At 62.4% G+C, this 24177-nt stretch carries 19 protein-coding genes; 5 read left to right on the top strand and 14 right to left on the bottom strand.

All coding sequences use genetic code 11. The features are described 5' to 3' along the window. Nucleotides 1-7: 7 nt before the first annotated feature. The 11 genes from Q3A80_RS21600 to Q3A80_RS21550 all read right to left on the bottom strand — a co-directional run bounded on the left by Q3A80_RS21600 (nt 8) and on the right by Q3A80_RS21550 (nt 14264). Entirely contained in the window at nt 8-259 is a 252-nt protein-coding gene (locus Q3A80_RS21600; RefSeq protein WP_038789787.1) for a PAAR domain-containing protein, read from the bottom strand. An 11-nt stretch (nt 260-270) separates the two neighbouring features. Continuing rightward, on the bottom strand, nt 271-1020 hold the full coding sequence (locus Q3A80_RS21595) for a putative type VI secretion system effector (protein WP_446330916.1): 750 nt from the start codon (nt 1018-1020) through the stop codon (nt 271-273). Nucleotides 1021-1023: 3 nt separating this feature from the next. Next, complete coding sequence (locus tag Q3A80_RS21590; RefSeq protein ID WP_446330915.1) at nt 1024-1755, bottom strand: putative type VI secretion system effector; 732 nt, start codon at nt 1753-1755, stop codon at nt 1024-1026. After that, on the bottom strand, nt 1752-4652 hold the full coding sequence (locus tag Q3A80_RS21585) for a T6SS effector BTH_I2691 family protein (protein ID WP_446330914.1): 2901 nt from the start codon (nt 4650-4652) through the stop codon (nt 1752-1754). The genes Q3A80_RS21590 and Q3A80_RS21585 overlap by 4 nt, the downstream gene beginning before the upstream one ends. A 43-nt stretch (nt 4653-4695) precedes the next feature. Continuing rightward, nucleotides 4696-5673, bottom strand: coding sequence for a DUF4123 domain-containing protein (locus Q3A80_RS21580; RefSeq protein WP_446330913.1), 978 nt, complete (start codon nt 5671-5673; stop codon nt 4696-4698). Nucleotides 5674-5678: 5 nt separating this feature from the next. After that, the gene (locus Q3A80_RS21575) at nt 5679-8210 is read right to left on the bottom strand and encodes a type VI secretion system Vgr family protein (protein WP_446330912.1); all 2532 of its coding nucleotides are present in this window, start codon (nt 8208-8210) and stop codon (nt 5679-5681) included. A gap of 219 nt (nt 8211-8429) precedes the next feature. Beyond that, nucleotides 8430-9989, bottom strand: coding sequence for a methyl-accepting chemotaxis protein (locus tag Q3A80_RS21570; RefSeq protein WP_446330911.1), 1560 nt, complete (start codon nt 9987-9989; stop codon nt 8430-8432). A 173-nt stretch (nt 9990-10162) separates the two neighbouring features. Beyond that, the gene (locus Q3A80_RS21565; protein WP_446330910.1) at nt 10163-11254 is read right to left on the bottom strand and encodes a lactonase family protein; all 1092 of its coding nucleotides are present in this window, start codon (nt 11252-11254) and stop codon (nt 10163-10165) included. A gap of 91 nt (nt 11255-11345) precedes the next feature. Next, nucleotides 11346-12698, bottom strand: coding sequence for a TRAP transporter large permease (locus tag Q3A80_RS21560; RefSeq protein ID WP_446330909.1), 1353 nt, complete (start codon nt 12696-12698; stop codon nt 11346-11348). Between the two features lie 4 nt (nt 12699-12702). Continuing rightward, nucleotides 12703-13281, bottom strand: coding sequence for a TRAP transporter small permease (locus tag Q3A80_RS21555; protein ID WP_446330908.1), 579 nt, complete (start codon nt 13279-13281; stop codon nt 12703-12705). Next, complete coding sequence (locus tag Q3A80_RS21550; RefSeq protein WP_446330907.1) at nt 13278-14264, bottom strand: TRAP transporter substrate-binding protein; 987 nt, start codon at nt 14262-14264, stop codon at nt 13278-13280. Before Q3A80_RS21550 ends, Q3A80_RS21555 begins: the two co-directional genes overlap by 4 nt. A gap of 580 nt (nt 14265-14844) precedes the next feature. On the opposite strand from Q3A80_RS21550, the gene Q3A80_RS21545 reads away from it, so the two are divergent. Further along, nucleotides 14845-16998 carry a glycoside hydrolase family 28 protein gene (locus Q3A80_RS21545; RefSeq protein ID WP_446330906.1) on the top strand — a complete coding sequence of 718 codons (2154 nt, stop codon included), beginning with the start codon at nt 14845-14847 and terminating at the stop codon, nt 16996-16998. A gap of 188 nt (nt 16999-17186) precedes the next feature. Next, nucleotides 17187-17381 (top strand): hypothetical protein, encoded by a 195-nt coding sequence (locus Q3A80_RS21540; protein ID WP_446330905.1) that lies wholly within the window; start codon nt 17187-17189, stop codon nt 17379-17381. Nucleotides 17382-17520: 139 nt separating this feature from the next. Here the strand turns inward: Q3A80_RS21540 and Q3A80_RS21535 are convergent, their stop codons facing one another. Together Q3A80_RS21535 and Q3A80_RS21530 are read right to left on the bottom strand one after the other, a co-directional pair. Beyond that, nucleotides 17521-18201 (bottom strand): GntR family transcriptional regulator, encoded by a 681-nt coding sequence (locus Q3A80_RS21535; RefSeq protein WP_446330904.1) that lies wholly within the window; start codon nt 18199-18201, stop codon nt 17521-17523. A 314-nt stretch (nt 18202-18515) separates the two neighbouring features. Then, nucleotides 18516-19091: a TetR/AcrR family transcriptional regulator gene (locus Q3A80_RS21530; RefSeq protein WP_446330903.1), complete on the bottom strand. Its 576-nt coding sequence runs from the start codon at nt 19089-19091 to the stop codon at nt 18516-18518. Nucleotides 19092-19237: 146 nt separating this feature from the next. Between Q3A80_RS21530 and Q3A80_RS21525 the strand changes: the two genes are divergently transcribed. Both Q3A80_RS21525 and Q3A80_RS21520 read left to right on the top strand, forming a co-directional pair. After that, a complete protein-coding gene (locus tag Q3A80_RS21525) occupies nt 19238-19927 on the top strand; it encodes a glutathione S-transferase (protein WP_446330902.1) in 690 nt (229 codons plus the stop codon). Nucleotides 19928-20109: 182 nt separating this feature from the next. Then, nucleotides 20110-21006: an oxidoreductase gene (locus tag Q3A80_RS21520; RefSeq protein ID WP_446330923.1), complete on the top strand. Its 897-nt coding sequence runs from the start codon at nt 20110-20112 to the stop codon at nt 21004-21006. 242 nt (nt 21007-21248) lie between these two features. Here the strand turns inward: Q3A80_RS21520 and abaF are convergent, their stop codons facing one another. Then, complete coding sequence (abaF, locus tag Q3A80_RS21515) at nt 21249-22628, bottom strand: fosfomycin efflux MFS transporter AbaF (RefSeq protein WP_446330901.1); 1380 nt, start codon at nt 22626-22628, stop codon at nt 21249-21251. Nucleotides 22629-23211: 583 nt separating this feature from the next. On the opposite strand from abaF, the gene Q3A80_RS21510 reads away from it, so the two are divergent. Further along, nucleotides 23212-24153 (top strand): dihydrodipicolinate synthase family protein, encoded by a 942-nt coding sequence (locus Q3A80_RS21510; RefSeq protein WP_446330900.1) that lies wholly within the window; start codon nt 23212-23214, stop codon nt 24151-24153. Nucleotides 24154-24177: the final 24 nt, after the last annotated feature.

The following is a 24177-nucleotide window of genomic DNA, read 5'->3' as shown; positions in this document are numbered from 1 at the left end:
ATGCCGATCAGGTAAGGCTCGAAATCAGGTGACAACCGCAGGTCGCCCGGTGACCGTGCCGGGCAATCGGAACACCGTTATCTGTCATCGATTCATCGCCCTCTTCGATCAAATTCGGTTTGACGTCCGGGTGTTGGGGGCAAGTTACCTCATCCCCCTTGCGAGCAACGAAACGACCGTCGAAACGCATCGTCGACGAACCCGTGATCACCTTGCCGCCATGGTCTGTATCATCACCGACGCGGATGAGATTCATCATCGTAGAATACCTTACGAACGATAGCGAAAATAGTGAATACCATATTCGAGATCCGGATTCTCCGGCCTCATCTGCTTCGACGAACGCACCAGATTAATCCTACGTACGTCGCTCCAGCCGTAGCATGAGAAAATGACTTCGGCCAATTTGGCAAAGCGCTTCATCTTCAGATAAGCGCGATAAAATAAGATCCAGAATATCAATAGAGAAAAGGCACCTGCCCCGCCGAGCACTATCACGAGAGTCGTCCTGTCGATACCACCTGCATCACGTGACAGCATGAAGCACATTAGGGCGTAGATCGGCACAAAAAACCACAGCATGATCTTCATCAGCCATCGATAAAGGGCAGTCCTGCCCCTCGTCGCATGCGGGTACACCGCAACCGTATCGTCCCCGACTCTCCGAATCGAATACGCAAAGTACCGGTCACGCGGCCTCGGTTCCACAACAATTTCAACCTCGTCACCATCTGTCATCGGCATCTTCCAGAGCCATCCCTCGATCTGCTTGCCGTCGAGTTCAAATTCCACCCAGTCCGCCTCTTCCTCCGAATTCGCAGAAGATTGAATTAACCCAATTGCAGAGGCACCCATGCCCGCCAACGCTGCGCCAGCAGCCGTCGCTTGTACGTAGACATGCTGCGCTTCACTTAAGACGAAGTCGTGCTGGCGACGCCAGCACTTAAGGTTACTGATCGTGCCTCGCAGCGCCTGAACCGCATATTCTCGCTCAGAACTCATGCCATCTCTGTCATCCATTCCTCAAGGCCGATAACGAAAATAGTGAATGCCATATTCGAGGTCTCGATTCTCCGATTTCATCTGTTTCGACGAACGCACTAGATTAATCCTACGCACATCACTCCAGCGGTAGCATGAGAAAATTAGTTCGGCCAGCATGGCAAAGTGCTTCATCTTAAGATAAGCGCGATGAAATAGTATCCAGAATATCATTAATGCGGCGGCACCGGTTACACCGAGAAATATAACGAGCGTCGTTCGCTCAATGCCATCGGCGTCGCGGAATAACAGAATGCACAACAATCCGAAAATAGGGACAAATAGACATAACATGATCTTCATAAGCCATCGATAAAGTGCCGACCTCCCTCTCGCCGCGTGCGGATAAACTGCGATCACGTCATCACTGACCCTTCGGACGGAGTAGGCGAAGTATCGATCGCGTGGCCGCAATTCAGCAACGATCTCGACCTCATCACCATCTTTCATCGGCATCTTCCACAGCCATCCCTCGATCTGCTTGCCGTCGAGTTCAAACTCCACCCAGTCCGCCTCTTCTTCGGAGTTCGCTGAAGACTGAATGAGTCCAATTGCAGATGCCCCCATGCCGGCCAAAGCAGCACCTGCGGCCGTCGCTTGTATGTAGGCATGTTGCGCTTCGCTCAAGACGAAGTCCTGTTGGCGACGCCGGCATTTCAGTTTAGTGATGGTGCCTCGCAGCACCTGTACCGCATATTCTCGCTCAGGGCTCATGCCATCTCCGCCATCGCTTTGTCGAAGGCCTTTTCCTGCTGACCCATATCTAAATACTTTCCAACGCGGTGATCCTTCACACGCAGAATGCTTTCTTGACCGGTTCCAAATGCAGAACGAGTGCACCAAGACTCTAACTCATCCGGGGTCACGAAATCGGCGAGAACTTGTAACGCGAGCACCGCGATTGTCGCCTCCCATGTAATCAACATACTGACCACTCTGAGCGATGCAACTACCGCCACTCGCGTCGCCACAGTCTCGATCGCCATGATGACGACGCGATTCCCCGAGCGCGCTGCCAGCTTTTTGAACAACGGCGCCGCAGTGCTAATTGCGTCGATCACGAACGCTGTACCTGCGGCCGCCCCAACCAATGTCTTCAGACCAAGAAGAAACGCCACTTCGTACTGACCACTCTTCAATACCTTGATGGTCGCCTTATAATCAAGCCAAGATGCAGCGAATGCGCCGGTTGCCGAAAGGCAACCTCCGACCATCTTCCAACTCATCGTGCGAACAGCCTTCTTCAGCGTCCCGTAATATGGAGTCATCGTGATTGTGATGATCGACGCACTGAGTGATGCGCCAGACTTGATCAACTTGACGTTGGTATCTTCGTCCTTGGCTTCCGATAACAGATGCCAGAAGTTAACCAATTCGCATAGCGCAGCAATCACCGCGATACGACCGAGACGAAGCTCCTTCATCGCAGTCGCGTCCTTGTCCGCCTTCAACTTTTCCCATACCTCATACAACTCGGTGGTCGGGTTAGGCCCGGCCTTTGTCGACCCTGCCAACACTGTTCGTGCCGTGCGAAAGCGCTGCAAAATTTCGCTTCGACTCACTTTGTCATATAAGGCCTGCTTGCGGACAAGTGTCAACGCATCCTCGACAGGTAAACCCGCTCGCTGGAGAAACAGCGTCTGAACGATCTTCTCCCCGACGAAGTCTCCCAACTTATTGATTCGGAGCCTTTCGAAAACCCGATCACCAATAGCCATGAGTAAAACGTCACGCCCTTGCTCTTTGTACATTGCCCCTAAGTACGAGATCTTCGCTGGATTTGTTTCGAGCGCCAACTTTGAATATTTTTTATAGTAGTCGGTCAGCTTCCCAATGTACTTCACCGCCGTTACGACGTATTTGACACCATCGTCCTCTAGCGGCTTATCCTTGTGCTCCAGCGCACTGGCGAGCAATTTCTCAAGCTCTTCGCGGCCTGCTGGATGATTCATGGCGACTGCCCGCCAAACTATGCTGTCGTTGTCTGTTGGCTTCCATCGCCCCAACAGACCATCGATAATCATGAGCCCTTTCGGCGTTGACCCCAATCCGTCGATTGCCATCGCGACCACAACTTCAAATTCGAAGCTGTCGCTCAGGTCGTCGCAGTAATAATCCTCAAGCGTGTCTGAAAAAAGTTTCGCCCGCAACCATTTTCCGACATCGTCGCTGCGTGTTTCTTGCAACTTGAACACCGCGTCCTGCAATTTCTTGTATGACTTGCGGAAAACCTCGATCGGCTTGCGCTGAAGCCGGGCTTCGTACCGAGACCATTCAGACTTTTGCATTCTGTCTAGATTGCGATCATGGAAACCGGGTTGCGCTTTCGCATACTCACGCGCTTCGCTCATGATCTCATCGCGGTACTTGCCAAGGTACGGCGCACTTGAACTCGCGCTGCCCGCGCGACTAAATCGTCCCATCTGAATAAGACGCGTCTGATAGCTCCCCGGTATGTTATTGGCAGCCATCCAGTCGAGATCGTCATAATACGCATTGATCTCCTGGGCACGCGCAGCATCCGCGCCCGCCAGTGCTCTGGTGCGTTGCGCCGCCAAACCCGCGCGGGCTGTCGCCGAACCGAGCGGCGTCATGGCATGCGCCTCCTTCGCCATGGCCTCCTGAGTTGCCAGGTCCTGTTTCGTGCGCGAATCGACGATACGTTTGGCCGTGTCGATGTCGTTCAGGGCCATCACTTTCATGCCGAGTTCTTGCTGCGACCCGTATCGGTCGAGCCAGGACACCGGGTCGTTGCGGAAGCCGTTCAGTTCGTGGACGTTGCCGACCGCGTCCCACAAAGCAAACAACATTGGGGGATAGGTCGACGGAGCAGCCCCACCTCCGCCCGCATCCTTTTTACCGACTTGACCCATCATTTTCACGAGCGACTGGCTCGCCGATGCCGGCGACGCCTGTCGAATGTTCAACGGATAACGCGACACTTCACGGGCCAGCAAATCTTCTCGATAGCTACCATCGTCTGCAGTAAAGCGTTGCTTGTCGTCGATCAGGCCCAACTGCTTCGCGTCCAGGCCCGGCATATACTCGAGTACATCGTTAACTGACGACTCCGTTGCAACGACCGCGTGGCCGGTCGCATCCTTTCCGGTAGCGATCCATTTTGATGGCTCGATCCATTGCATCCGTTGTTCACGCAAGTCTACGTAAACCTCGTATTTATCGAACGTTCGCGGATGCCACGCAAGTTGCGAGAAAGCGATATAGACCTTTCCCGTACACAGTTCGGGTTGCTCGATTGCAATGACGTCCATCGGAACGGCGATGCTCGTCTTGGCACATGCCGGATGTGTCGTGGGTACCGACGGCAGCGGTCGCGACTGCTTCCATAACCGACCGTCTTCAGTCACCTTGTACACTTCCCAGTAGTTGGGACCACGTGCACCTACTTCGTAGAAAAGATAGAGCCAACCGTCGCGCAAGGTCCGCAGACCGTATTGATGCTCGGAGAGGCCGACATTGGTGACACGGTCGCCAACGATACCGGCGGGCATCTTGGCCTTTACCGTTTTGGGCAAGACTGTGTACCGTACCGGCAAGATCGGCAACCCAGTCTTCTCACAGTTGGCACATTTCTGGTTATTTGCTGCCATACGCTCTCTTCGTATTGAATTCAGGCAATTTTGCCAACACCAATCAACGAGACGACGAAGCGCTCAATCGAGCGTACCAAGCGCCGTCTCGAATCTCCGCGACGTCCTCTTTTGTCAGTGCAGCAACAACTGCTGCCGTATAAAACGTGTCTGGTGCTCTTGCGCCCAAAAGCTGCAGCACCTTCGGGTGTAGGTCGAACTGCGGGTGCCATCCCAGAGCACTCTCAACGAATGCCACGCGATCGTCCCGGTCGAACAGTCCATAGCGCTCCGCACGCTCAGCGGCAGCGACTGCCGCAGCAATTTCGGAGGGTTCCGGCTGACGATCAACCTTCATGGCATACAACGCAAGCGCTCTATTAACCAATCCGTGACGATGAATCTGCTGCCACTGCTCAGTCGTCAACGAAAGATCGGCACGCGCCCCTGCCGACACACTGTACGTGCGAGGTTTAGTGCACGCGTCGAGCGCATGCCATACCCTTACCGGCCCCAGTAGCGTCTGCTGTTGTTCTTCGGAGAGCATTGGCCAGATCAAACTAAGGGCTCGCGTATCGTAGAAGCGCAGCACACACGGTAACCCTTCCTCGTTGTACTGCAAAACGTGGCGTCCCCAATGCCCGGCGACCTCGTCTAACGATGCCTCACTGGCTAGCCATCCACCGACGCGCTGTCCCAGTCCTTCGGCCATTGACATAGGGCGACGATCCGCGAAGGCAATCCTCACACTCTCCCCAAGCACTCCAGCTCCTTCGGGAGTATTAAGGTCCAACTCGACAAGATATGGCCGGTGATTGTCAGGAAACGCGTCGTGCATCACCTCGACGATCGCACGCTTCAATTCGCGGAACCGCTCAGCTTCCTCGTCGTCATTCGTGAAATCTCGCTGACTCGGATCGACGACGAGATAGCAGTGCATCTTGGGCTGCTTGCTGAAATATGTGCGCAGGCTGCTGACGGTAGCGTCTATCGCAATGGCCTCCGGCCCCTCATCCACACCGAGCGCATCTGAATCTTCCATATCCACTACTCCAGTACAACGCTCGAAGCGCTATCTGCGGACGCCGAAACCGTCTTCCAGGCACACCCCTTCGGCACGCTCGCAATCGGTGAAGGCAGGCGCATTGACGACGCGCCCGGTTTGTCCCAACTCGCACATTTTTCGAGAATCTGGCCGCTCGTTCCGTTCTCGATCAGATCAGGTGTGATCTTGATGTACGACCCGCCCGCACCGATCCAGATCTCCTTCTCCGCCGAAATGACGACTTTCCCGTTCGAACTCGTGATGGTCACGTCATTGAGCGCGGCCAGCTTCATCTCGTCGCTCTGCGCCTGAATTTCGACTTTGCCCTTGGACGCAAAGAGCTTGATTCCGGCGTTCTGCGCGAACAGGCTGATCTTCTCCATCACACTTACGATCAGCGATTTGCCCGCCGCCACGTGCGTGCTCTTGCCGCTCACGATATTGACTTGCTGATTGGCCGTCAGTTGCGCTGAATCCTGAGTCGACAGCCCCAACCCCGCAGGACTCGCCATCAGCATGATCGGTGTCGAAAAGCCGTTCGCGTTACCCGTGCCACCACCGCCAGTTCGACCGCCGCTGCCGGCGCCGCCGCTCACGCTATAGTGCGTCGCGTCGGTGAACTTCTTGAGTGCGTCCTGCCCTTCCTGCAAACTTTCGGCCTGGTTCGCCGAACTCGCCTGCGACGTCAAATCCACAACGGTTTCCGCACTGGCAAGCTGCTCGGACGCTGCCGTTACGTTCAACGGCTGGTTCGCCGCTGTCGGGTGGGTGGATACGAACAAGCCCTGCCCCGCCCGAATGGCACCATAGGCGTCTGATTTGAGGTCAAAGCCGCTTCCAAGGAAAGCACCGCGCGTATTGTCCGTCTGCTGAATCAGGTACCCCAAGTGCAAGTGGGACTGATAGCTGCTCGAGTAAAGGTGAACCCGATTCTGCTGCGTCGAATCATCCATGACGAGCTGGTTGTAGCCGGTGCCGCCATACTCGCGCGAGCGCTGACCGGACAGCAAACCGTTCGTGTGCCACACCGGCTGCGTAGCGCCCCCATACATTCGCGCGATGATCACGGGCCGGTCACAGTCGCCTTCCATGAAACCGACGACCACTTCGTCGCCCTTGCGCAGCGGCTGAATGCCGCCACGATTCGAGCCTGCATCAAGGAACGTCGGGCGCACCCAGCACGATGCGCGTTCATCCTGCCCGTTGCGGCGATTCCAGTGGAACCACACCTTCACCCGGTTCAGCGAATCGGTATACACCTCTTCCCCGCTCGGCCCGGCGACGATTGCATTCTGCAACTGCATCACCGGCTTCTTGTGTTCGAACGGGCTGCGAAACGGGACGTTGCGCGGCTGCGCCTCGACCACCACCTGAAAGAAACCTTCGCTGCCGTCTGCGTGGCGAACCGTCGCGCCAGCCTTTGCTTGCGCAACTTCCGCAGCCAGCCCGTCGGGAAATTGCACTGCTTCGTCCAGACCAGGCAAGTTATTGCAAATCAGCCAGTCAACCCCGAGCAGAATAAATTCGCGATCCGGTTGACTGCCTGCATCATGCACCGGATGACCGCGAAGCTCGAAGCGCCGCCCCGGCATCGCGCAGCGCAAGCCGCCTATTCCGTGAAAACGTTTCATCCGCGATTTCCGCTCTTCGAGCCGAATCTGGGCAAGACGCTCGCCTTGCTCGCGGTCCGACCACATGTACGCGCCAGGGTAGTCGTAGATTTCCCCATCGGTCGGCAACTCGCCGTTCACGTCGGTCACACCCTGTACCTGGCGAGGGAGATCGGGGCGCTTATAGTCGAACGAGCGCGACGTCAGTTGCGCACTGTCGATCTGAAGCTGCTCCTTCCACTGCGCGAACCCGTCCAGTTCGCCGCTGATTTCGGTAGGACCGAACTCGACGACAGGCTGTTTGAGTTCAGGGACGAAATAAGCGTCGTCCGTCAAAACCATCGTGTGCGACCGGCCATCTTCGGCTTGCTCGAAGTACGGAAATACGCCGACCTCCTCCATGCTGCGATAGACGAAATTCAGGTCGTATTCCCACTGCACGCGATTCGAGTAGGACGGCAGCGGCTTGTGAAGCTCGTAGCGATACGCACCACGCGCTTGAGGATGCTCGTTGAAGACGTCGGTCAGAATCTGCTCGCCGTTCTGCTCCTGCCAGTCACGCATGTCGCGGCGCAGGCGCAAGAAATAGAGCCAGGACGAGAACGCCAGCTTGTAAAAAGTCAACGGCCCATCCGCGCCCAGCCGGCTGAATCGGTGAACGTAACCATGGATCGGCATGTATGAGCCGTCCGTCTGCTGAATCCAGAGCGTGACCGGCTTGGCGAGTAGCGCACTCAGTTCAATCTGGCTACCGCGCGGTGAAACGGCATCAATCACGAATTCGTAATCGCGACCGAGTCGAGCCGTTCCTTTTACATAGAGCGGCAATAACCAGTCGACGCCGAGCGGTGTATCGAGTTTGACAAGACGGTTGTATTGCGCGTCGCCCAGACGCAACGTCTTATAAAGTGCGGTGTGGCCCATGCAGCTTTCCCTTGGTTGGTATACAGGTGGGGTTTCTGCCGAGCGCTGATTATAAATGCCTTTCGGTACAAGACGATAGCGTGAGCGGCCAACTTCACTTATCTCAAATAAATTGAGAGCGTGAAATTGGCGCATCAATATACCGGAATCGCACAAGCTTAAGAGTAAATATTTCCGATAGCTTCCCTTTGAGTAGAATCTACTCAGTCTTAAATAGACTCACCCCGCCCGCGCAACCCGAAACACCGACATCGCGGCCTGCATCGACCCGGCCTGCTGCTCGAGCGCGGTCGCGGCCGCACTCGCCTGTTCGACGAGCGCCGCGTTCTGCTGCGTCATCCGGTCCATCTGCGTGACGGCCTGGCCGACCTGGTCGATGCCCGCGCTCTGCTCGACGGTGGCCGTCGTGATCTCCGTCATGATCGTTGCGACGCGCCGCACCGACGACACGATCTCGCCCATCGCGTGTCCCGCCTGCGTGACGAGCGCATTGCCGTCGCGCACGTCGTCGATCGACGCGCCGATCAGCTGCCGGATCTCGCGCGCGGCGCTCGCGCTGCGTTGCGCGAGCGTGCGCACCTCGCCGGCGACGACCGCAAAGCCGCGCCCGTGCTCGCCCGCCCGCGCCGACTCGACCGCCGCGTTCAGCGCAAGGATGTTGGTCTGGAACGCGATGCCGTCGATCATCCCGGTGATCTCCGCGATCTTCTGCGAACTCGTGTTGATCACGCCCATCATGTCGACCGCGCGGCCGACCAGTTCGCCGCCATGCTGCGCGAGATCCGCCGCGCTCGCCGCGAGCGTGCTCGCCTGCTGCGCGTTGTCCGCGTTCTGGCGCACCGTCGACGTCAGCTGCTCCATGCTCGCGGCCGTTTCCTCCAGCGACGCCGACTGCTGCTCGGTGCGGCTCGACAGGTCGAGGTTGCCCGCGGCGATCTCGCGCGCGGCCGTATGGATTGCATTGCTGCTGTCGCGCATGCCGGTGACCGTCGTCGCGAGGCCGGCCTGCATCCGCTTCATCGCCGCGAACAGCTGGCCGATTTCGTTGCGGCCGGCGTCGGGCACCTTCACGGTCAGGTCGTTCGATGCGATCCGGTCGAGCAGCGCGGCCGCGTTCGCGAGCGGACGCGACACGATCGCGCGCAGCGCGAAGTGCGTCGCGACGATCAGCGCGAGCGCCAGTGCGACGCCGATCCCGACCATCGCGATGATGCGCGCGTACGCGGCGTTGTCGGCGTCGATCGTGTCTTCCGCCAGCTGGTTGGCGGTGCGCTGGAATTTCTCGACGTTCGCCGAATACACCTGGCCGGCAAGCGTGATCTCCTTGTCGTTGATGTCCGCATACGCGGCGGTGTCGCCGTGGCGCAGCGCGTCGGTCGCGCGTGCGAGCACGCTTGCCAGATGCGTCGACGAGTCGACCAGCGCCTGCTTGAGGTCGGCGCCGAGGCTGCCGATCGGCGCGGCATTGCCGAACGCCTGCGTTTCCTTCGCCGACAGGTCGAAGGTCCGCTGCGCGCTTTGCAGCGCCGAGTCGCGCTGCGCCGGGTCGTTGTGCTCCTTCAGCGCCGAATACGCGCGCACGAGCGCCGAGCGGGTGCGCGTGCTGTCCTTGTACGCGTCGTTGACGAGCGACGTCTGCGACGCGATGTCGTGCAGACGCTTCGCATTGGCGTTCGCACCGCCGAGCGCGACGATGCCGACGATCCCGCCGACGACGATCATCGCGGCAAATGCGGCCAGCACGGCGAGCAAACTGTTTTTTACCTTCAGATCGCGCATGGTGAATCGACTCTCGAAGTTATCCCTTGTCGGTTAACGACAGCGATTGCTCCAACTTGAGCCGCGCGGGCGGAATGTCACGGCGCGATGCGGCAGCGCGTGCGAGCCTTCATTCATATGCGGATCTGCGGGCGAGCGGCACACGGTCGGTACCGCCCGCGCCGCGCACCGAATCAGTTCGTTCCGTCGTACGAAACGATCTCGACCCAGTTCGCACCCTTGCCGACCGGATACTTGCCGATCGCGTCGAGGCGCCCGCTGCTGCCGTCGATCCGGTACACGGAAAGCGTCGGCGACAACTGGCCGGCCGCGAGCAGGTACTTGCCCGACGGATCGATCGCGAAGCCGCGCGGCTGCTTCTCGGTCGCGAACGTGCCGATCCGCGCGAGCTTGCCCGAGACGGCATCGACGCGGTACGCGGCAAGCGTGCTCGACGTACGCTCCGACGCATAGAGGAACTTCCCGTCGGGCGTCAGATGAAGGTCCGCGCCCCACGGCTTGTCGCCATGGAAATCCGGCGGCAGGATCGACACGGTCTGGATCGGCCGCGCGGCGGCGCCGCCACGCGACAGCGCGATCACGTGCAGCTTGCCGTCGAGTTCGTCGATCAGGTAGGCGAACCGCCCGTTCGACGAAAACACGAAATGACGCGGGCCCGATTTCTCCGGCAGCCGATAGGCCGGCTCGGCCGCATCGGCGAGCTGCCCCGTCGACGCATCGAACCGCAGCCGCAGCCACGCATCGGCGCCGAGCACGGATGCGAACGCATGGCGGCCGTCCGGCGACTGGCGGATCGCATGCGCCATCGGGCCCGTCTTCACCGTCTGCTGCACGTCGCCCGCGACACCGTTCTCGCCGATTCGATTGACCGCGAGCAGGTTGCCGCCATACGACGCGGAGAACAGGTAGCGGCCCGACGCATCGGTCGACACGTACGCCATGCTGTCCGCGAGCGGCGCACGGCCGAGTTCGAGCAGCCGGCCGTCGAGCGGGTTGATCGCAAAGCTGACGACGCGATACGGCGTCGAGCGCAGCGCCGCATACAGCCGGTGATGATCGGGCGACAACGCCATCGGCATCACGGCGCCGTCGACCGGCACGGTTTCGATCGCGGCGAGCGCGCCGGTCGACGTGTCGACGCCGAACACCGAGATGTCGCGGCTGTCGCTGTTCGACACGTACGCATACGTCGCGGCCTGCGCGAACGATGCGGCCAGCGCGAATGCGGCGGCCGCGACGGCGCGCCATGCTGTCTTGTTGTTCATGTGGATTCGCTGTGCGTGTGGAAAACCGTTGACGTGATCGCGGCGCCGGACAACCTCGGTCGTCCGGCGCCGCGACGGGCAACGCATGCGGTCAGAACACCGCGTGCCCGCTGATCAGGCTCGGCAGCCAGGTGGAGAAGAACGGCATGTACGTGACGATGTTGATCGCACTGAAGATCGCGAGGTAGTACGGCCACGCCATCTTCGTCGTCTCGCCGATCGACACGTTGCCGATCGCGCAGCCGACGAACTGCACCGAGCCGATCGGCGGGTGCACGAGACCGAGCGAGCAGTTCAGCAGCAGCATGATCCCGAACTGCACCGGGCCGACGCCGCACGCCATCGCGATCGGCAGGAACAGCGGCGTCGTGATCAGGATGTGCGCGGCCATGTCGACGAACGTGCCGAGGAACACCTGGATGATGTTGATGTACAGCAGCATCAGCCACGGCGCGGCGGTCGACTGCTTCAGCAGCCCTTCGATCGCATCCGGAATCTCCAGGTACGACATCTGGAAGCGCAGCATGTTGGACACGGCGATCAGCAGCAGCACGACGCCCGTCGTACGCGCCGCATGCGACAGCGCACGGCGCAGCTTCTCGACCGTCAGCGTGCGGTACACGATCGCGGTCAGCACGAGCGAATACACGACGGCGATCGCGGCGGCTTCGGTCGCGGTCGCGATCCCCTTCGCGACGCATACGAGGATGATCGCGATGACCATCAGGCCCGGCACCGCACCGACGAAGCTGCGCAGCACCGCATACCAGCCGGGGAACGACGGCAGCGCGCACGAACCGTCCTCGCGGCGCGGGTAGCCGTGACGTACGGCCTGCCAGTAAGCGGCGGCGAGCACGAAACCCATCACCCACAGCACCGGCAGCAGCCCGGAGAACAGCAGGTCGCCGATCGACACGCCGCTCACCTGCTGGCCGTGCAGCATTCCGGTGATGCCCTGCGCGGCGAACGCGTAGATGATCATGTTGGTCGACGTCGGCATCAGCGCGCCGGCGAGCGACGCGTGCGTCGTCACGTTGACCGCATACGCGGCGCTGTAGCCTTCGCGCTTCATCAGCGGAATCACCACGCCGCCCATCGCTGAGGTATCGGCGGTCGGCGAGCCCGACACGCCGCCGAACAACGTGCACGCGACGACGTTGGCCATCCCGAGGCCGCCGCGGAAGTGGCCGACGGTCGCCTGCGCGAAGCGCAGGATCCGGTCGGCGATGCCGCCATGCAGCATCAGCTCGCCGGAGAAGATGAAGAACGGCACCGCGAGGAACGAGAACGCGTTCATCCCCGAGATCATCGACTGCATCGCGGTGGCGATCGGCAGCCCTTCGACCATGTAGGTCAGCACGCATGCAAGCCCGAGCCCGAACGACACGGGCACGCCGAGCACGAGGAATATCAGAAAACTGACGGACAGGATCGCGAGTTCCATGGCGTTATTGTCCCGACGAAGAACGACGAAGCGCGAGCAGATGCTCGAGCGAGAAAAGGATGATGGCGATCGCCGCGGGAATCGTGATCAGGTAACGCACGCCTTCGGGCAGCCCGATGATCGGGATGCGGTCGCCCATCGTCTCGGCGGCCATGGTGCCGCAGCCGACGATGATCGCGATCGCGAACGCGATCAGGCTCAGGTGCTGGATCGCGATCACGATCATCCGCGGGCCCGCGGACAGGCGCCGCACCAGCGAGTCGAGGCCGATGTGGCCGCCGTCGCGCACCTTCATCGCCGCGCCGAACATCGCGATCACGATCACAAGCAACAGCGCGATCGGCTCGACGAAATCGGGTGCGTTCTCGAACACGTAGCGCATCACGACCGCGTAGAACACCAGCAGCGTGAGCGACGCGAGACACAGCGACGCGATCACGGCCAGCGCGCGGAACAGCAGGTCGTTCACGCAGCGCAGCAGCGGCGCGGCCGCGCGCGGCCGGCACGGCGCCGCGCCGTCGGCGGCCGCCGCGTCCGGCGAGCCCACGGCCGCGGCGCCATTCAGGGAAGTACGACGGGTCACTTGGTCGCCTCGATCTCGTCGACGATCTGCTTCATCTGCGGCGTCTTCTCATACTTGGTCCACAGCGGCTGCATCGCCTTCACGAACGCCGCACGGTCGATCTGCGCGGCCGGCACGATCTTCGCGCCGCCCTTCGTCACCGTCTGCTGCGCCGATGCCTCGCGTGCGGTCCACAGCTTCTGGTAGTACGGCACCGAATCGGCCGCGGCCTTCTTGATCGCCGCCTGCTCCTGCGGCGACAGCGTGTCCCAGATCTTCTTCGAGAACACCAGCACTTCCGGCGTCATCGCGTGCTGCGTCTCCGAGTAGTCGGGCGCGACCTCGAAGTGCTTGGTTTCCTCGTACGACGGCAGGTTGTTTTCCGCCGCGTCGACGAGGCCCGTCTTCAGGCCCGTGTACACCTCGGCGAACGGCATCGGCGTCGGCGTGCCGCCCATCGCCTTGATCTCGTCGACCATCAGGTCGGACGGCTGCACGCGCACCTTCAGCCCTTTCATGTCGGCCGGCGTGCGCACCGGGCGCTTCGCGTAGATCGAGCGCGCGCCGCTCTCGTAGAACGTCAGCGCGATCATCCCCTTCGCCGCGAATGCGTCGAGGATCTTCTGGCCGGCCGGGCCGTACATCGCCTTGCGGAAGTGGTCGACGTCGCGGAACAGAAACGGGAACGACGGGATCAGCGACTCCGGAACGATCTCGTTGAACGACGCGCCGTTCACGCGCGCCATGTCGATCGCGCCGATCCGCACCTGGTCGACCGTGTCCTTCTCGGAGCCGAGTGCGCTGTTGCCGAACACCTTGATCGAATCCTTGCCGCCCGTGAGCTTCGACAGTTCGTCGCCCATGTACTTGACCGCCATGTTGGTCGGGAAGCTGTCGCCGTGCACGTCCGCCGAGCGGAACACGCGGGCCTGCGCGGACACCGCGAAGCCGGCCATCAGCGCGACGGCCAGTGCGGTACGGGAGCGGGTGAATCGGTGCTTCATCGTCAGTCTCCTTGCTGGTTGCTCGTTGTTCGGCGGCGATCCCGGCGCTTTCCGCCTGCGTCGATGCAGGGCCTTCGCTGAGCCGCAGTCATACGTTGTATGACGTGTTGACGGAAATGTACGTCGGTTAATCGTTTAACTCACTTGGTGCATACCCCTATAAGCGTCTCTGTAGCGGGTTTTCGGGCGGACAAAGGGAAAAGCTTTCTCTGTCCGATGCCTGGCAAGCGAAACGTTTTCCGTCAACGGGACCGCACGCGAATCGCGGCGTCGTTGCGTCGTTTTCCTGGCACAGGGCCGCCCCTTTCGCTTCCATTTCACTCGTTATAGGATGACTGACCACAACGCATTGACGGCCCAGCGGCGCCACGAGCCCGCACCGGCCAGACCGCAGGCGCGGCGCGACCGCACCCGCGGCGCCGTCCCGCGCCGACCCGCGCCGGAGTTGCGCGCCGCCGTTCCACCGCTTGCCGGCAGACGGGCACGCGACGCTTGCGCGCCGCGGGCCCGCGGCCCGCCCGATTCACCCGATACCCACCCGGCGGCGTCCGCGGACGCTGCCTCATCAGGAGACACCGTCATGACATCCCGACTTTCCGGGTCGACCGCACGCCCGCGCGTGCTCGGCCTGCTCGCGGCGTTCGTCGCGACCGCCGCCGCGCTGAGCGCGTGCGGCGGCGACGATTCGAACACCGCCGGTACCGCGGCCGCGACCACGCCGCCTGCCGCCGCCGTGTTCCAGGTCGGCACGACTACCGTCGATCCGGCGTTACCGGCCGAGCCGTCCCTGCCCGCCGATACGCAGGTGTGCAGCACGCTCGAAGCCGCCAACACGCTCGTGAGCCGTCCCGACGGCTCGCTGCCGCCGGAGGCCGATCCGTCGGTCGCGGGCGTCGGCAAAGCCGTGTCGGCCGCGACGGCGAACCCCGACCAGGCACGCATCCAGGCCGCGCTCGACGCGTGCGGCGCCGCGGTGGACGCCGAGGTCGGCGCGACCATCGCCGCCGCCGACGCGTCGGCCACCGCCGCGCAGAAGGCAGCGGCCGTGCCGAACGTGAACATCGCGGGTGCATCCGGCGAGGAGCTGGCGAAGCCGAAGTACCGCGCGAGCAAGTTCGCGGTGCGGCTCGTCGTCAACCGGTCCGGGCCCGGCAACGGCTTCATCAGCGGACCGCTGACGCTGCCGTCCGGCGTGACGCTGTGGATCGACAAGGGCGTCACGCTGTACGCGTCGCGCGACGTGAAGGCGTATGCGCCGAACCTCGCCGGACCGTATTGCGGCAACACCGCGGTCAGCGCGTCGAAGGCCGGCAGTTCGTCGAACTGCCTCGCGCTGATCACCGGCACGAACCTCGTGAATTCGGCGGTGGTCGGCGACGGCCGGATCGACGGACGCGGCTACGCGGAGCTCGTGACGTCCGACGCGAAATATCCGCTGATGAAGGTCGACCTCACCTGCTCGAACACGTACGCCGCATACAAGGCGGGCACCGTCGCGCCGGACGGCACCGCGTGCGACGACGGCGGCACCGTCGTCGATTCGAAGTCGACCGTGCGCAACATGACGTGGTGGGATCTCGCGTATCTCGGCAACATGGTGCAGAACGGCACGACCGGCTTCGGCTCGCAGTCGAACTTCCGGTTGATGGTGTTCAACTACGCGAAGAACCTGACGCTGTACCGGATTACGTTGAACAACAGCCCGAACTTCCATGTGGTGCCGAGCGGCGTCGACGGCCTGACGATCTGGAGCGTGAAGGTCCAGACGCCGACGCTCGCCGCGTTCGCAAATCCGGCCGGCAACGGCAATCCGCTGTACAACGGCCAGACCTTCAATGCCGACAACGTGAAGAACACCGATGCGTTCGACCCGGGCTCCGCGTCGAAGCCGACGTCGACCACGCTGTCGACCGGCAGCACGACCAGCTCGACCGGTGCGATCTCGTTCGACGGCTACCTGAAGAACTTCGTGTTCGCCTACAACTACGTGAGCACCGGCGACGACGACATCGCGCTGAAGGGCAGCAACAACCCGTCGCCGGCCGGCTCGGGCTTGTTCGGCATCGACGGCAATCGCGACGTGCGCTCGGATCGCAAGTGGGGCGTCGTGATCGCGCACAACCACATTTACTGGGGGCACGGGATCTCGATCGGCAGCGAGACCAACGGCGGCGTGACCAACGTTCAGGTGTACGACAATTCGTTCCGGGACTCGGAGGAAGGCTTGCGGATCAAGTCCGACTACGCGCGCGGCGGCGAGGTGAGCAACATCCATTATTCGAACATCTGCATTCGCGATGCGAAGAACGCGCTGCTGTTCACGCCGTACTACAGCACCAAGGCCGTGCCGGCGAGCGGCCCGCTGTATCCGAACTTTCACGACATCTCGCTCGCCAACGTCATGATCATGGGCACGGCCGGCGTGAAACTGCAGGGGTTCGAAGCGAATACCGGCGGATATGGCGAGCCGGCGTTCCCGCTCGTGATGTCGCTGACCGACGTGGTGGCCGACACGCCCGACGACATCTCGACGATCGCGTCGGGTGCGAACCTCACGCTGCACAACGTGAATCTGCCGATCTTCGCATCGACCGCGAACCGCGTCGTCGTGAACGGCGAAGCGACCCGCAATGCGCGGCCGGGCAATGTGCTCGATTGCAGCAAGGCGTTCGTCGACTTCCCCGGCATCGATCAGTCGAACCCGTTCGGGTCGACGTGGGCGCCGTCGTTGTAACGACTGCGCGATGACGTTGCAATGATGCCGCGGTTCTCCGCGTTCATGCGGGGAACGCGCGGCCTCGCTGCCGTCGCGTGGATTCCCGCGTAATGCATGCACGCGAGCGGCCCCGCTCGCGTGCTGCCCCAGCGGGCACGAACGATGCGTGCCCGCTGCGACACCGGAATCGCGAAAGGAGGTGCACGATGCAGACGAACAAACCGCAGGAAGGACAACAGCCGGAGCCGCCGTTGAACCCGGGCGACGAAGGACCGCCCGATGCGCCCGGCGTCGGCGAGGATGTGTGCGGCGTGTGCCGCGGCACCGGGATGGTGGAAGGGCAGCCGTGTACGGTGTGCGGCGGGACCGGGAAAGTGTTGCAGGGGATTGGCGGCGGCTGAGCCGAAGTCAGCGGGCACGAGCGTGGTTGGGGACAACCGGCGCCCGGCATCCGGCTCAGGCCTCACGACGGAAGTGCGGCGCATGCGCGCTCGCGTCGGCGCTGACGTGGTTTTCGCGCTGCGGAGTAACCCGACAAGCTCAACGACCGACGCGTCGGTCTCGCAGAAACGCATTCAGTTCGCCGCCCGCGTGCTCGATATGACGCTTGAGCAGCGATGCGGCCGCACGCGCATCGCCCTTGCGGCACAGCGCGACCAGTTCCGCATGCTCGGATTCGGCCACGTCGCGCGCGGCTTCGGACAGCGACAGCTGCACGCGCGTGTAGCGATCGGTCTGCTGCAGCAGCGACGCGACGATTGCCGCCGTCTTTGGCTGCTCGGCGCGCGACAGCAGCAGATGATGCAGTTCCGTATTGAGTTCGCCCCAGCGCCCGGACTGGCTCGCATGCAGCACTGCGCTGTATTCCTCGAGGATCGCGTCGAGCCGCGCGAAATCCTCGGCGGTCAGCTTCGGAATCGATTTTTTCAGCAGTACGGGTTCCAGCAGCGCGCGCAGTTCGAACAACTCGGTGATGTCCTCGGGGGACAGCTCCGACACGATCGCACCCTTGTGCGGCAGAATCTTCACGAGCCCTTCGCTCTCGAGCTGCACGAGCGCTTCGCGCAGCGGAATGCGGCTGATGCCGAGCTCCGTCGCGAGCGCATCCTGGCGAAGCTGGTAGCCGTCGACGTACTCGCCTGTCAGGATCCGGCGGCGCAGTTCATTCGCAGCGGCTTCGGCGCGCGTGGCGTAGACAAGAGCAGGGCGTTTCTCGTTCATGTTGCGGTTCGGACGGGGATGGCGGTCAGCGCTGGCGCCGACGCGGCGGCGGGGATTGCATATTTTCTACAATATTAGCAGAGTGCCTCCGGAGCCAAACGCCGAAGGCTGCGTGATTTCACGCTGCCGCGCGCCCGGCGGGCTGCAAAAGAATGGTGCGTCGATTTCCGCGGATACCGCCTGCCGATCGCGAGCGGCGGCTTGTCGTGCCGCCCGGCGTACGACCGGTTACCGCGATTGAACGGACACACCAGCTTGCGGCGGGTCGGCCTGGCCCGCTTCTCCCGACATGCGTTTGACGAACGGTTGCACGTCTACGCGGGCAAAAGGCCTGCTTTTCGATAGTTCTCGATCAATGCGTCGTAGAGAGAGAGATCGGAACGGCTCCGCGCGATCAACTGAGCGCCAGCGATGGCGGCGAAGATCGCCCGAGCCCGCTGCTTGCTTTCCCGCGGACCGACCACTGCCGCAGCGGACAGCACCTTGCTCAGCCACGCGACATTCACGTCGGCGAAGGTACGGACTTCTTCCACCACGACTTCGGGGAGGTCGTCGGTTTCGGCTGCCATGAAGCTGCAAAGGCATAGCCGGTTGCCGGTCTCGAGCGCCTTGCGGAAGGTATCCGGATAGCGACGCAGACACTGCAGCGGATCCCGCGATTCGGCCAGCATCTGCTCCAGAGCCGCCGCCGAATCTTCCCGGTAACGCCTCGCGACCGCCGCGCCGAGATCGGCCTTGCTCGCGAAGTGGTGGTAGATGCTCGCGGCCTTGATGCCCACCGCGTCCGCGAGATCGCGATAATTCAGCCCGCCGTAGCCGTGCGTCTGCGCGAGCCTCGTGGCGGCTGCCAGGATTCTCTCTCTCGAATTCGCGCTCGCGTCGTTCTTCACTGCTTCAGCCTCCGCAAACAGGAAAGGGGCGTTGACATCGCGGATTGTACCTTATATGGTAAACCTAACGAACGTTAGGTAGATGCGCTGGCGACGCCGGTTTGCGCCGCCGGCATCCGATACAACCCCTTACGGAGCGCTCTCCGATGACTGCCCATACCGTCGCCTTCAACGCAGACTCACTGCCCGTCATGAAGATTCACGACTTCCCGACCGGGCCCTATCCGACACGTGTTCGTATCGCGCTGGCTGAAAAGGGGCTGCAATCGCGCGTCGAGTTCGTGATGGTCGATCTTTACAAGGGGGAACACAAAAAGCCGGCGTTCATCGCGGACAAGAACTATTCGGGTACGCTGCCGGTGCTGGAGCTCGACGACGGCACGTGCATTGCCGAGTGCACCGCCATTACCGAGTACCTCGACGGACTCGACGGAGTCCCGGCGCTCACGGGCAGCACACCGCGCGAAAAAGGCATCATCCACATGATGAGCAAGCGCGCCGAGCTGGAACTGCTCGACGCCATCAGCGTTTATTTCCATCACGGCACGCCGGGACTCGGCCCCGCCGTCGAGACGTATCAAAACCCCGAGTGGGGCTTCCGTCAACGCGACAAGGCGCTGAGGGGCATGCACTACTTCGACGCGGTGCTGCAAACGCAACCGTATGTCGCGGGACAGGTATTCTCGATGGCCGATATCACGGTCATCGGCGGCCTGATCTTTGCGATGCTCGTGAACCTGCCGGTGCCCGAGCAGTGTGAAGCGCTTCGCGCGTGGTACGCGAGAATGCTGCAGCGTCCGAGCGTGTGCAGCCAGCCGGTGTTTGCCAACCGCTGACGCGATTTTCTACACGGAGACGATCGCATCGGGCACGATATCGTCTGCCCTCCATGGCTTCCCGGAGTGGCACGATCGGTGCGCAGGCGCCACGCGTACCCCCGCGTCGACCGCCTGGCGATCGTTCCGCTCCCCGTCGCGGTGCGCGCACATCTGGCGAATCTCTCAACAGGATGAACGCAATGACGAAGTCCGACTACCCGACCGTCGCCCTCGTCGGCCCCGGCGCGATCGGCACGACCGTAGCCGCTGCCCTCCATGAAGCCGGCCGCACGCCGGTAATCTGCGGCCGCTCCGCGCACGAGCAGCTGACGTTGCGCGTCGATGGCGGCGAGATCGTCGTGCCCGGGCCCGTGCTGACCGATCCCCGCGCGATCGACGAACAGTTCGATCTCGTGTTCGTTGCGGTCAAGTCGACGCAGGTGGCGCGTGCGGCGCCCTGGGTCTCCGCACTATGCGACGCGAAGACCGTCGTCTGCGTGCTGCAGAACGGCGTCGAGCAAAAGGCCGCGTTCGCGCCGTATGCCGGCAGCGCCGCGGTCGTTCCGTCGGTGGTCTGGTTTCCCGCGCAACGCGAATCGGACACGTCGGTGTGGCTGCGCGGCGAGCCTCGGCTCACCCTGCCCGACGCGCCGGCGAGCAACGTGGTGGTCTCGGCGTTGCGCGGCACGCGATGCTCGGTCGAGGTTGCGCCGGATTTCATTTCGCTTGCGTGGCGAAAGCTTCTGCAGAACGCAGTGGCGGGGCTCATGGTGCTGACCGGTCGCCGCGCCGGCATGTTCTCGCGAAGCGACATCACCGAGCTGTCGCTCGCCTACCTGCGGGAATGTCTCGAGATCGCCCGTGCGGAAGGCGCGAAGCTGGGCGACGAAGTGCCGCGGGAGATCGTCGACGGATTCCATCGCTTTCCGCCCGATTTGGGTACGTCCATTCTTGCCGACCGGCAACGCAATCGCCCGCTCGAATGGGACAGCCGGAATGGGGTTGTGCAGCGATACGGACGAACGCACGGGATTCCGACGCCGATCAGCGATCTCGTCGTGCCGCTGCTCGCCGCCGCCAGCGACGGTCCGGGCTAGCAGGAAGGAAACCCGTTCACCGGCCGGCCAGCTCGGCCTCCGGGCGGCGATGATGCGACACCGCCGGTCAGATGCCGGCACGGTCCGCGGGTCTCTCCGCTTCCGGACACGCGCGATGGAGAACCGCTTGCGGCCTGATGCCCGCGATTCTCCGCACGCATCGCGCGTTTCCACGACGCAGTGCGTACAAGCCACCCTCGCGGGCGGCTTCCATGCGAGCGACCGACTTCGATCGCTGTCCTTCACGCGCGCGTACGTCTGCTCGCTTCGGCATCGACTTCCCGCAGCGACTTCCCCCGCGTCTCCTTCGCGAGCCCCACACATACGATCGAAATCGCTGCCGCGGCGACGAGATACAACGCGATCGGCGTCGACGAGTGATACCGCTCGAGCAGCGACAACCCGATCAACGGCGCGAGCGACCCGGCCATCAGCGGCGCAACCTGATAACACAGCGACAACGCCGTATAACGCACGTTGGTCGGAAACATCTCGGTCATCAGCGCGGAATACGGCGAGTACGTCATCGATTCGATGAACAGCCCGAGCACGATCGCGGCCATGATGATCCAGTCGTTGCCGGTATCCATCATCGGGAACGCGACGAAGCCCCACCCGGCGGTCAGCACGGCGCCCGTCAGATAGACGGGCTTGCGGCCGACGAGGTCCGACATCAACCCCATCAGCGGAATGAAGAAGAAATGGATCGCATTCGCGGCGAACATCAGCTTCAGAATCCGCGTGGTGTCGAAGCCCACGACCAGCTTCAGATACGTCAGCGAGAACGTGACGACCATGTAGTACAGGATGTTCTCGGCGAAGCGCGCGCCGATGCCGATCAGCACCTGCCGCCAGTGATGCTTCAGCACGTGCATCACGCCGAGCTGCCGTTCCTGCTTCTGTTCGCGGCGCGCCTGCGCTTCCTTGAAGATCGGCGCATCGTCGACCTTGCGGCGGATCCAGAAACCGATCAGCACGACCACCGCCGAGAACCAGAACGCCGCGCGCCAGCCCCATGCAAGGAAGTCGGCCTCGGACAGCGAGCTCGACAGCACGAGCAGGATGATCGTCGCGACGAGGTTGCCGGCCGGCACGCCGGCCTGCGGCCAGCTCGCCCAATAGCCGCGCCGGTTGTCCGGGCTGTGTTCGCTGACCAGCAGGATCGCGCCGCCCCACTCGCCGCCGAACGCGAAACCCTGGATCAGCCGCAGCGACACGAGCAGCACCGGCGCCCAGTAGCCGATCGCATCGAAGGTCGGCAGGCAGCCCATCAGGAACGTCGTGATGCCGACCACGATCAGGCTCACCTGCAGCAGATACTTGCGGCCGAACTTGTCGCCGTAGTAACCGAACACCAGCCCGCCGATCGGGCGCGCGGCGAACCCGACCGCATACAGCGCGAACGCGGCGAGCAGCCCGTCGATCGGATTGCCGGTCTTCTTGAAGAAGTGCGTGCCGAACACCAGCGCCGACGCCGTGCCATACAGGAAGAACTCGTACCACTCCGCGACCGACCCGACCATCGATGCCGCGACGACCCGCTTCAGTTCCCGTCTCGACGCCGTGTCCTGCACGGCCGCTGCACTACCGGGCGAGACCGCCTCGCCTGCCTGACTTGTCATCTCCGAATCTCCTCTCGTTGTCTTCCATTTCCCTTCACGGGCCGGTTCGCGAGTAAGCGCGACGAAAGACTTTATACAATATCCAATACACAATGTACGAGAATCTCAAAAATGTCTTCAGCAGAAATGCGACACGACGTGCGGTGTTTGCCCGGCGGAGCCGGAGGCTTGCGAGACTGCTTTTTGGTCTGACGAAACGGCAGTTCAGCGAGCATCGAGGAGCGCGGGATAGCGGCGGGGGGCTGCGACCGCGCCCGCAGGCGGCCGGGAACGCATCGCCGAGCGTTGTCCGAAGCGCCCTGCACCGGCTTCGAAGGCCGCTTCAGCGCGGCCCGACGCCCGTAACGACGACTTTCGTCACGCCCTTTTTATTTTATATTGTATAAAATATGCGGACTGGCTAGAATGCAGTCGTCGATTGGCTGACTCTCGGGCGGAACCGGAGGCAACGTTTCGGCACCGACGCAAACAAGAGGCGGCCAGCCGCCGTCCGGATCGCATCAGGCACGAACGAGACGGCGCGCGCGCATGCAGCCCACGTTGCCAGCAATGGCAGTTGACCCTATCTGAATGAGGAAACGAGATGAGCGACAACATTTTTACCGGCACCATTCCGGCCCTGATGACTCCGTGCACCGCTGACCGTCAGCCGGATTTCGACGCGCTGGTGAGGAAGGGCAAGGAACTGGTGGCACTCGGCATGCGCGCGGTGGTGTACTGCGGTTCGATGGGCGACTGGCCGCTGCTGACCGAAGCGCAGCGCCAGGAGGGTGTCGCGCGCCTGGTCGAAGCCGGCGTCCCGACGATCGTCGGCACCGGCGCGGTGAACTCGAAGGAAGCCGTGTCGCACGCGGCGCACGCCGCGAAGGTCGGCGCACATGGCCTGATGGTGATTCCGCGCGTGCTGTCGCGCGGTGCATCGCCGGCGGCGCAGAAGGCTCACTTCGCCGCGATCCTGAACGCCGCGCCGAACCTGCCGGCCGTGATCTACAACAGCCCGTACTACGGCTTCGCGACCCGCGCCGACCTGTTCTTCGAACTGCGCCGCGCGCACCCGAACCTGATCGGCTTCAAGGAATTCGGCGGCGCGGCCGACATGCGCTACGCGGCCGAGAACATCACGTCGCAGGACGACAGCGTCACGCTGATGGCCGGCGTCGACACGCAGGTGTTCCACGGCTTCGTGAACTGCGGCGCCGCAGGCGCGATCACCGGCATCGGCAACGCGCTGCCGCGTGAAGTGCTGCAACTGGTCGACCTGTGCAAGAAGGCTGCGCAAGGCGATGCAGTGGCGCGCGTGCGGGCGAAGGAACTGGAAGCGGCGCTGGCCGTGCTGTCGTCGTTCGACGAAGGCTGCGACCTGGTGCTGTTCTACAAGCACCTGATGGTGCTGAACGGCGACAAGGAATACACGCTGCACTTCAACGAAACCGACGTGCTGAGCGACGCACAACGCAACTACGCGGAAGCGCAGTACACGCTGTTCCGCAACTGGTACGCGAACTGGTCGAAGACGATCGCGTAAGCGTTCGCGCGATGCGCGACACGT

Source organism: Burkholderia sp. SR8 (genome assembly GCF_052851275.1).
Note: the sequence above shows the minus strand (reverse complement) of the source record. Positions and strands in the feature narration are given on the sequence as shown.

Excerpts from the sequence above, each read along its gene's own strand:
- Q3A80_RS21600 (WP_038789787.1), bottom strand. The coding sequence starts at position 259 with ATGATGAATCTCATCCGCGTCGGTGATGATACAGACCATGGCGGCAAG.
- Q3A80_RS21595 (WP_446330916.1), bottom strand. The coding sequence starts at position 1,020 with ATGGATGACAGAGATGGCATGAGTTCTGAGCGAGAATATGCGGTTCAG.
- Q3A80_RS21590 (WP_446330915.1), bottom strand. The coding sequence starts at position 1,755 with ATGAGCCCTGAGCGAGAATATGCGGTACAGGTGCTGCGAGGCACCATC.
- Q3A80_RS21585 (WP_446330914.1), bottom strand. The coding sequence starts at position 4,652 with ATGGCAGCAAATAACCAGAAATGTGCCAACTGTGAGAAGACTGGGTTG.
- Q3A80_RS21580 (WP_446330913.1), bottom strand. The coding sequence starts at position 5,673 with ATGGAAGATTCAGATGCGCTCGGTGTGGATGAGGGGCCGGAGGCCATT.
- Q3A80_RS21575 (WP_446330912.1), bottom strand. The coding sequence starts at position 8,210 with ATGGGCCACACCGCACTTTATAAGACGTTGCGTCTGGGCGACGCGCAA.
- Q3A80_RS21570 (WP_446330911.1), bottom strand. The coding sequence starts at position 9,989 with ATGCGCGATCTGAAGGTAAAAAACAGTTTGCTCGCCGTGCTGGCCGCA.
- Q3A80_RS21565 (WP_446330910.1), bottom strand. The coding sequence starts at position 11,254 with ATGAACAACAAGACAGCATGGCGCGCCGTCGCGGCCGCCGCATTCGCG.
- Q3A80_RS21560 (WP_446330909.1), bottom strand. The coding sequence starts at position 12,698 with ATGGAACTCGCGATCCTGTCCGTCAGTTTTCTGATATTCCTCGTGCTC.
- Q3A80_RS21550 (WP_446330907.1), bottom strand. The coding sequence starts at position 14,264 with ATGAAGCACCGATTCACCCGCTCCCGTACCGCACTGGCCGTCGCGCTG.
- Q3A80_RS21545 (WP_446330906.1), top strand. The coding sequence starts at position 14,845 with ATGACATCCCGACTTTCCGGGTCGACCGCACGCCCGCGCGTGCTCGGC.
- Q3A80_RS21540 (WP_446330905.1), top strand. The coding sequence starts at position 17,187 with ATGCAGACGAACAAACCGCAGGAAGGACAACAGCCGGAGCCGCCGTTG.
- Q3A80_RS21535 (WP_446330904.1), bottom strand. The coding sequence starts at position 18,201 with ATGAACGAGAAACGCCCTGCTCTTGTCTACGCCACGCGCGCCGAAGCC.
- Q3A80_RS21525 (WP_446330902.1), top strand. The coding sequence starts at position 19,238 with ATGACTGCCCATACCGTCGCCTTCAACGCAGACTCACTGCCCGTCATG.
- Q3A80_RS21520 (WP_446330923.1), top strand. The coding sequence starts at position 20,110 with ATGACGAAGTCCGACTACCCGACCGTCGCCCTCGTCGGCCCCGGCGCG.
- abaF (WP_446330901.1), bottom strand. The coding sequence starts at position 22,628 with ATGACAAGTCAGGCAGGCGAGGCGGTCTCGCCCGGTAGTGCAGCGGCC.
- Q3A80_RS21510 (WP_446330900.1), top strand. The coding sequence starts at position 23,212 with ATGAGCGACAACATTTTTACCGGCACCATTCCGGCCCTGATGACTCCG.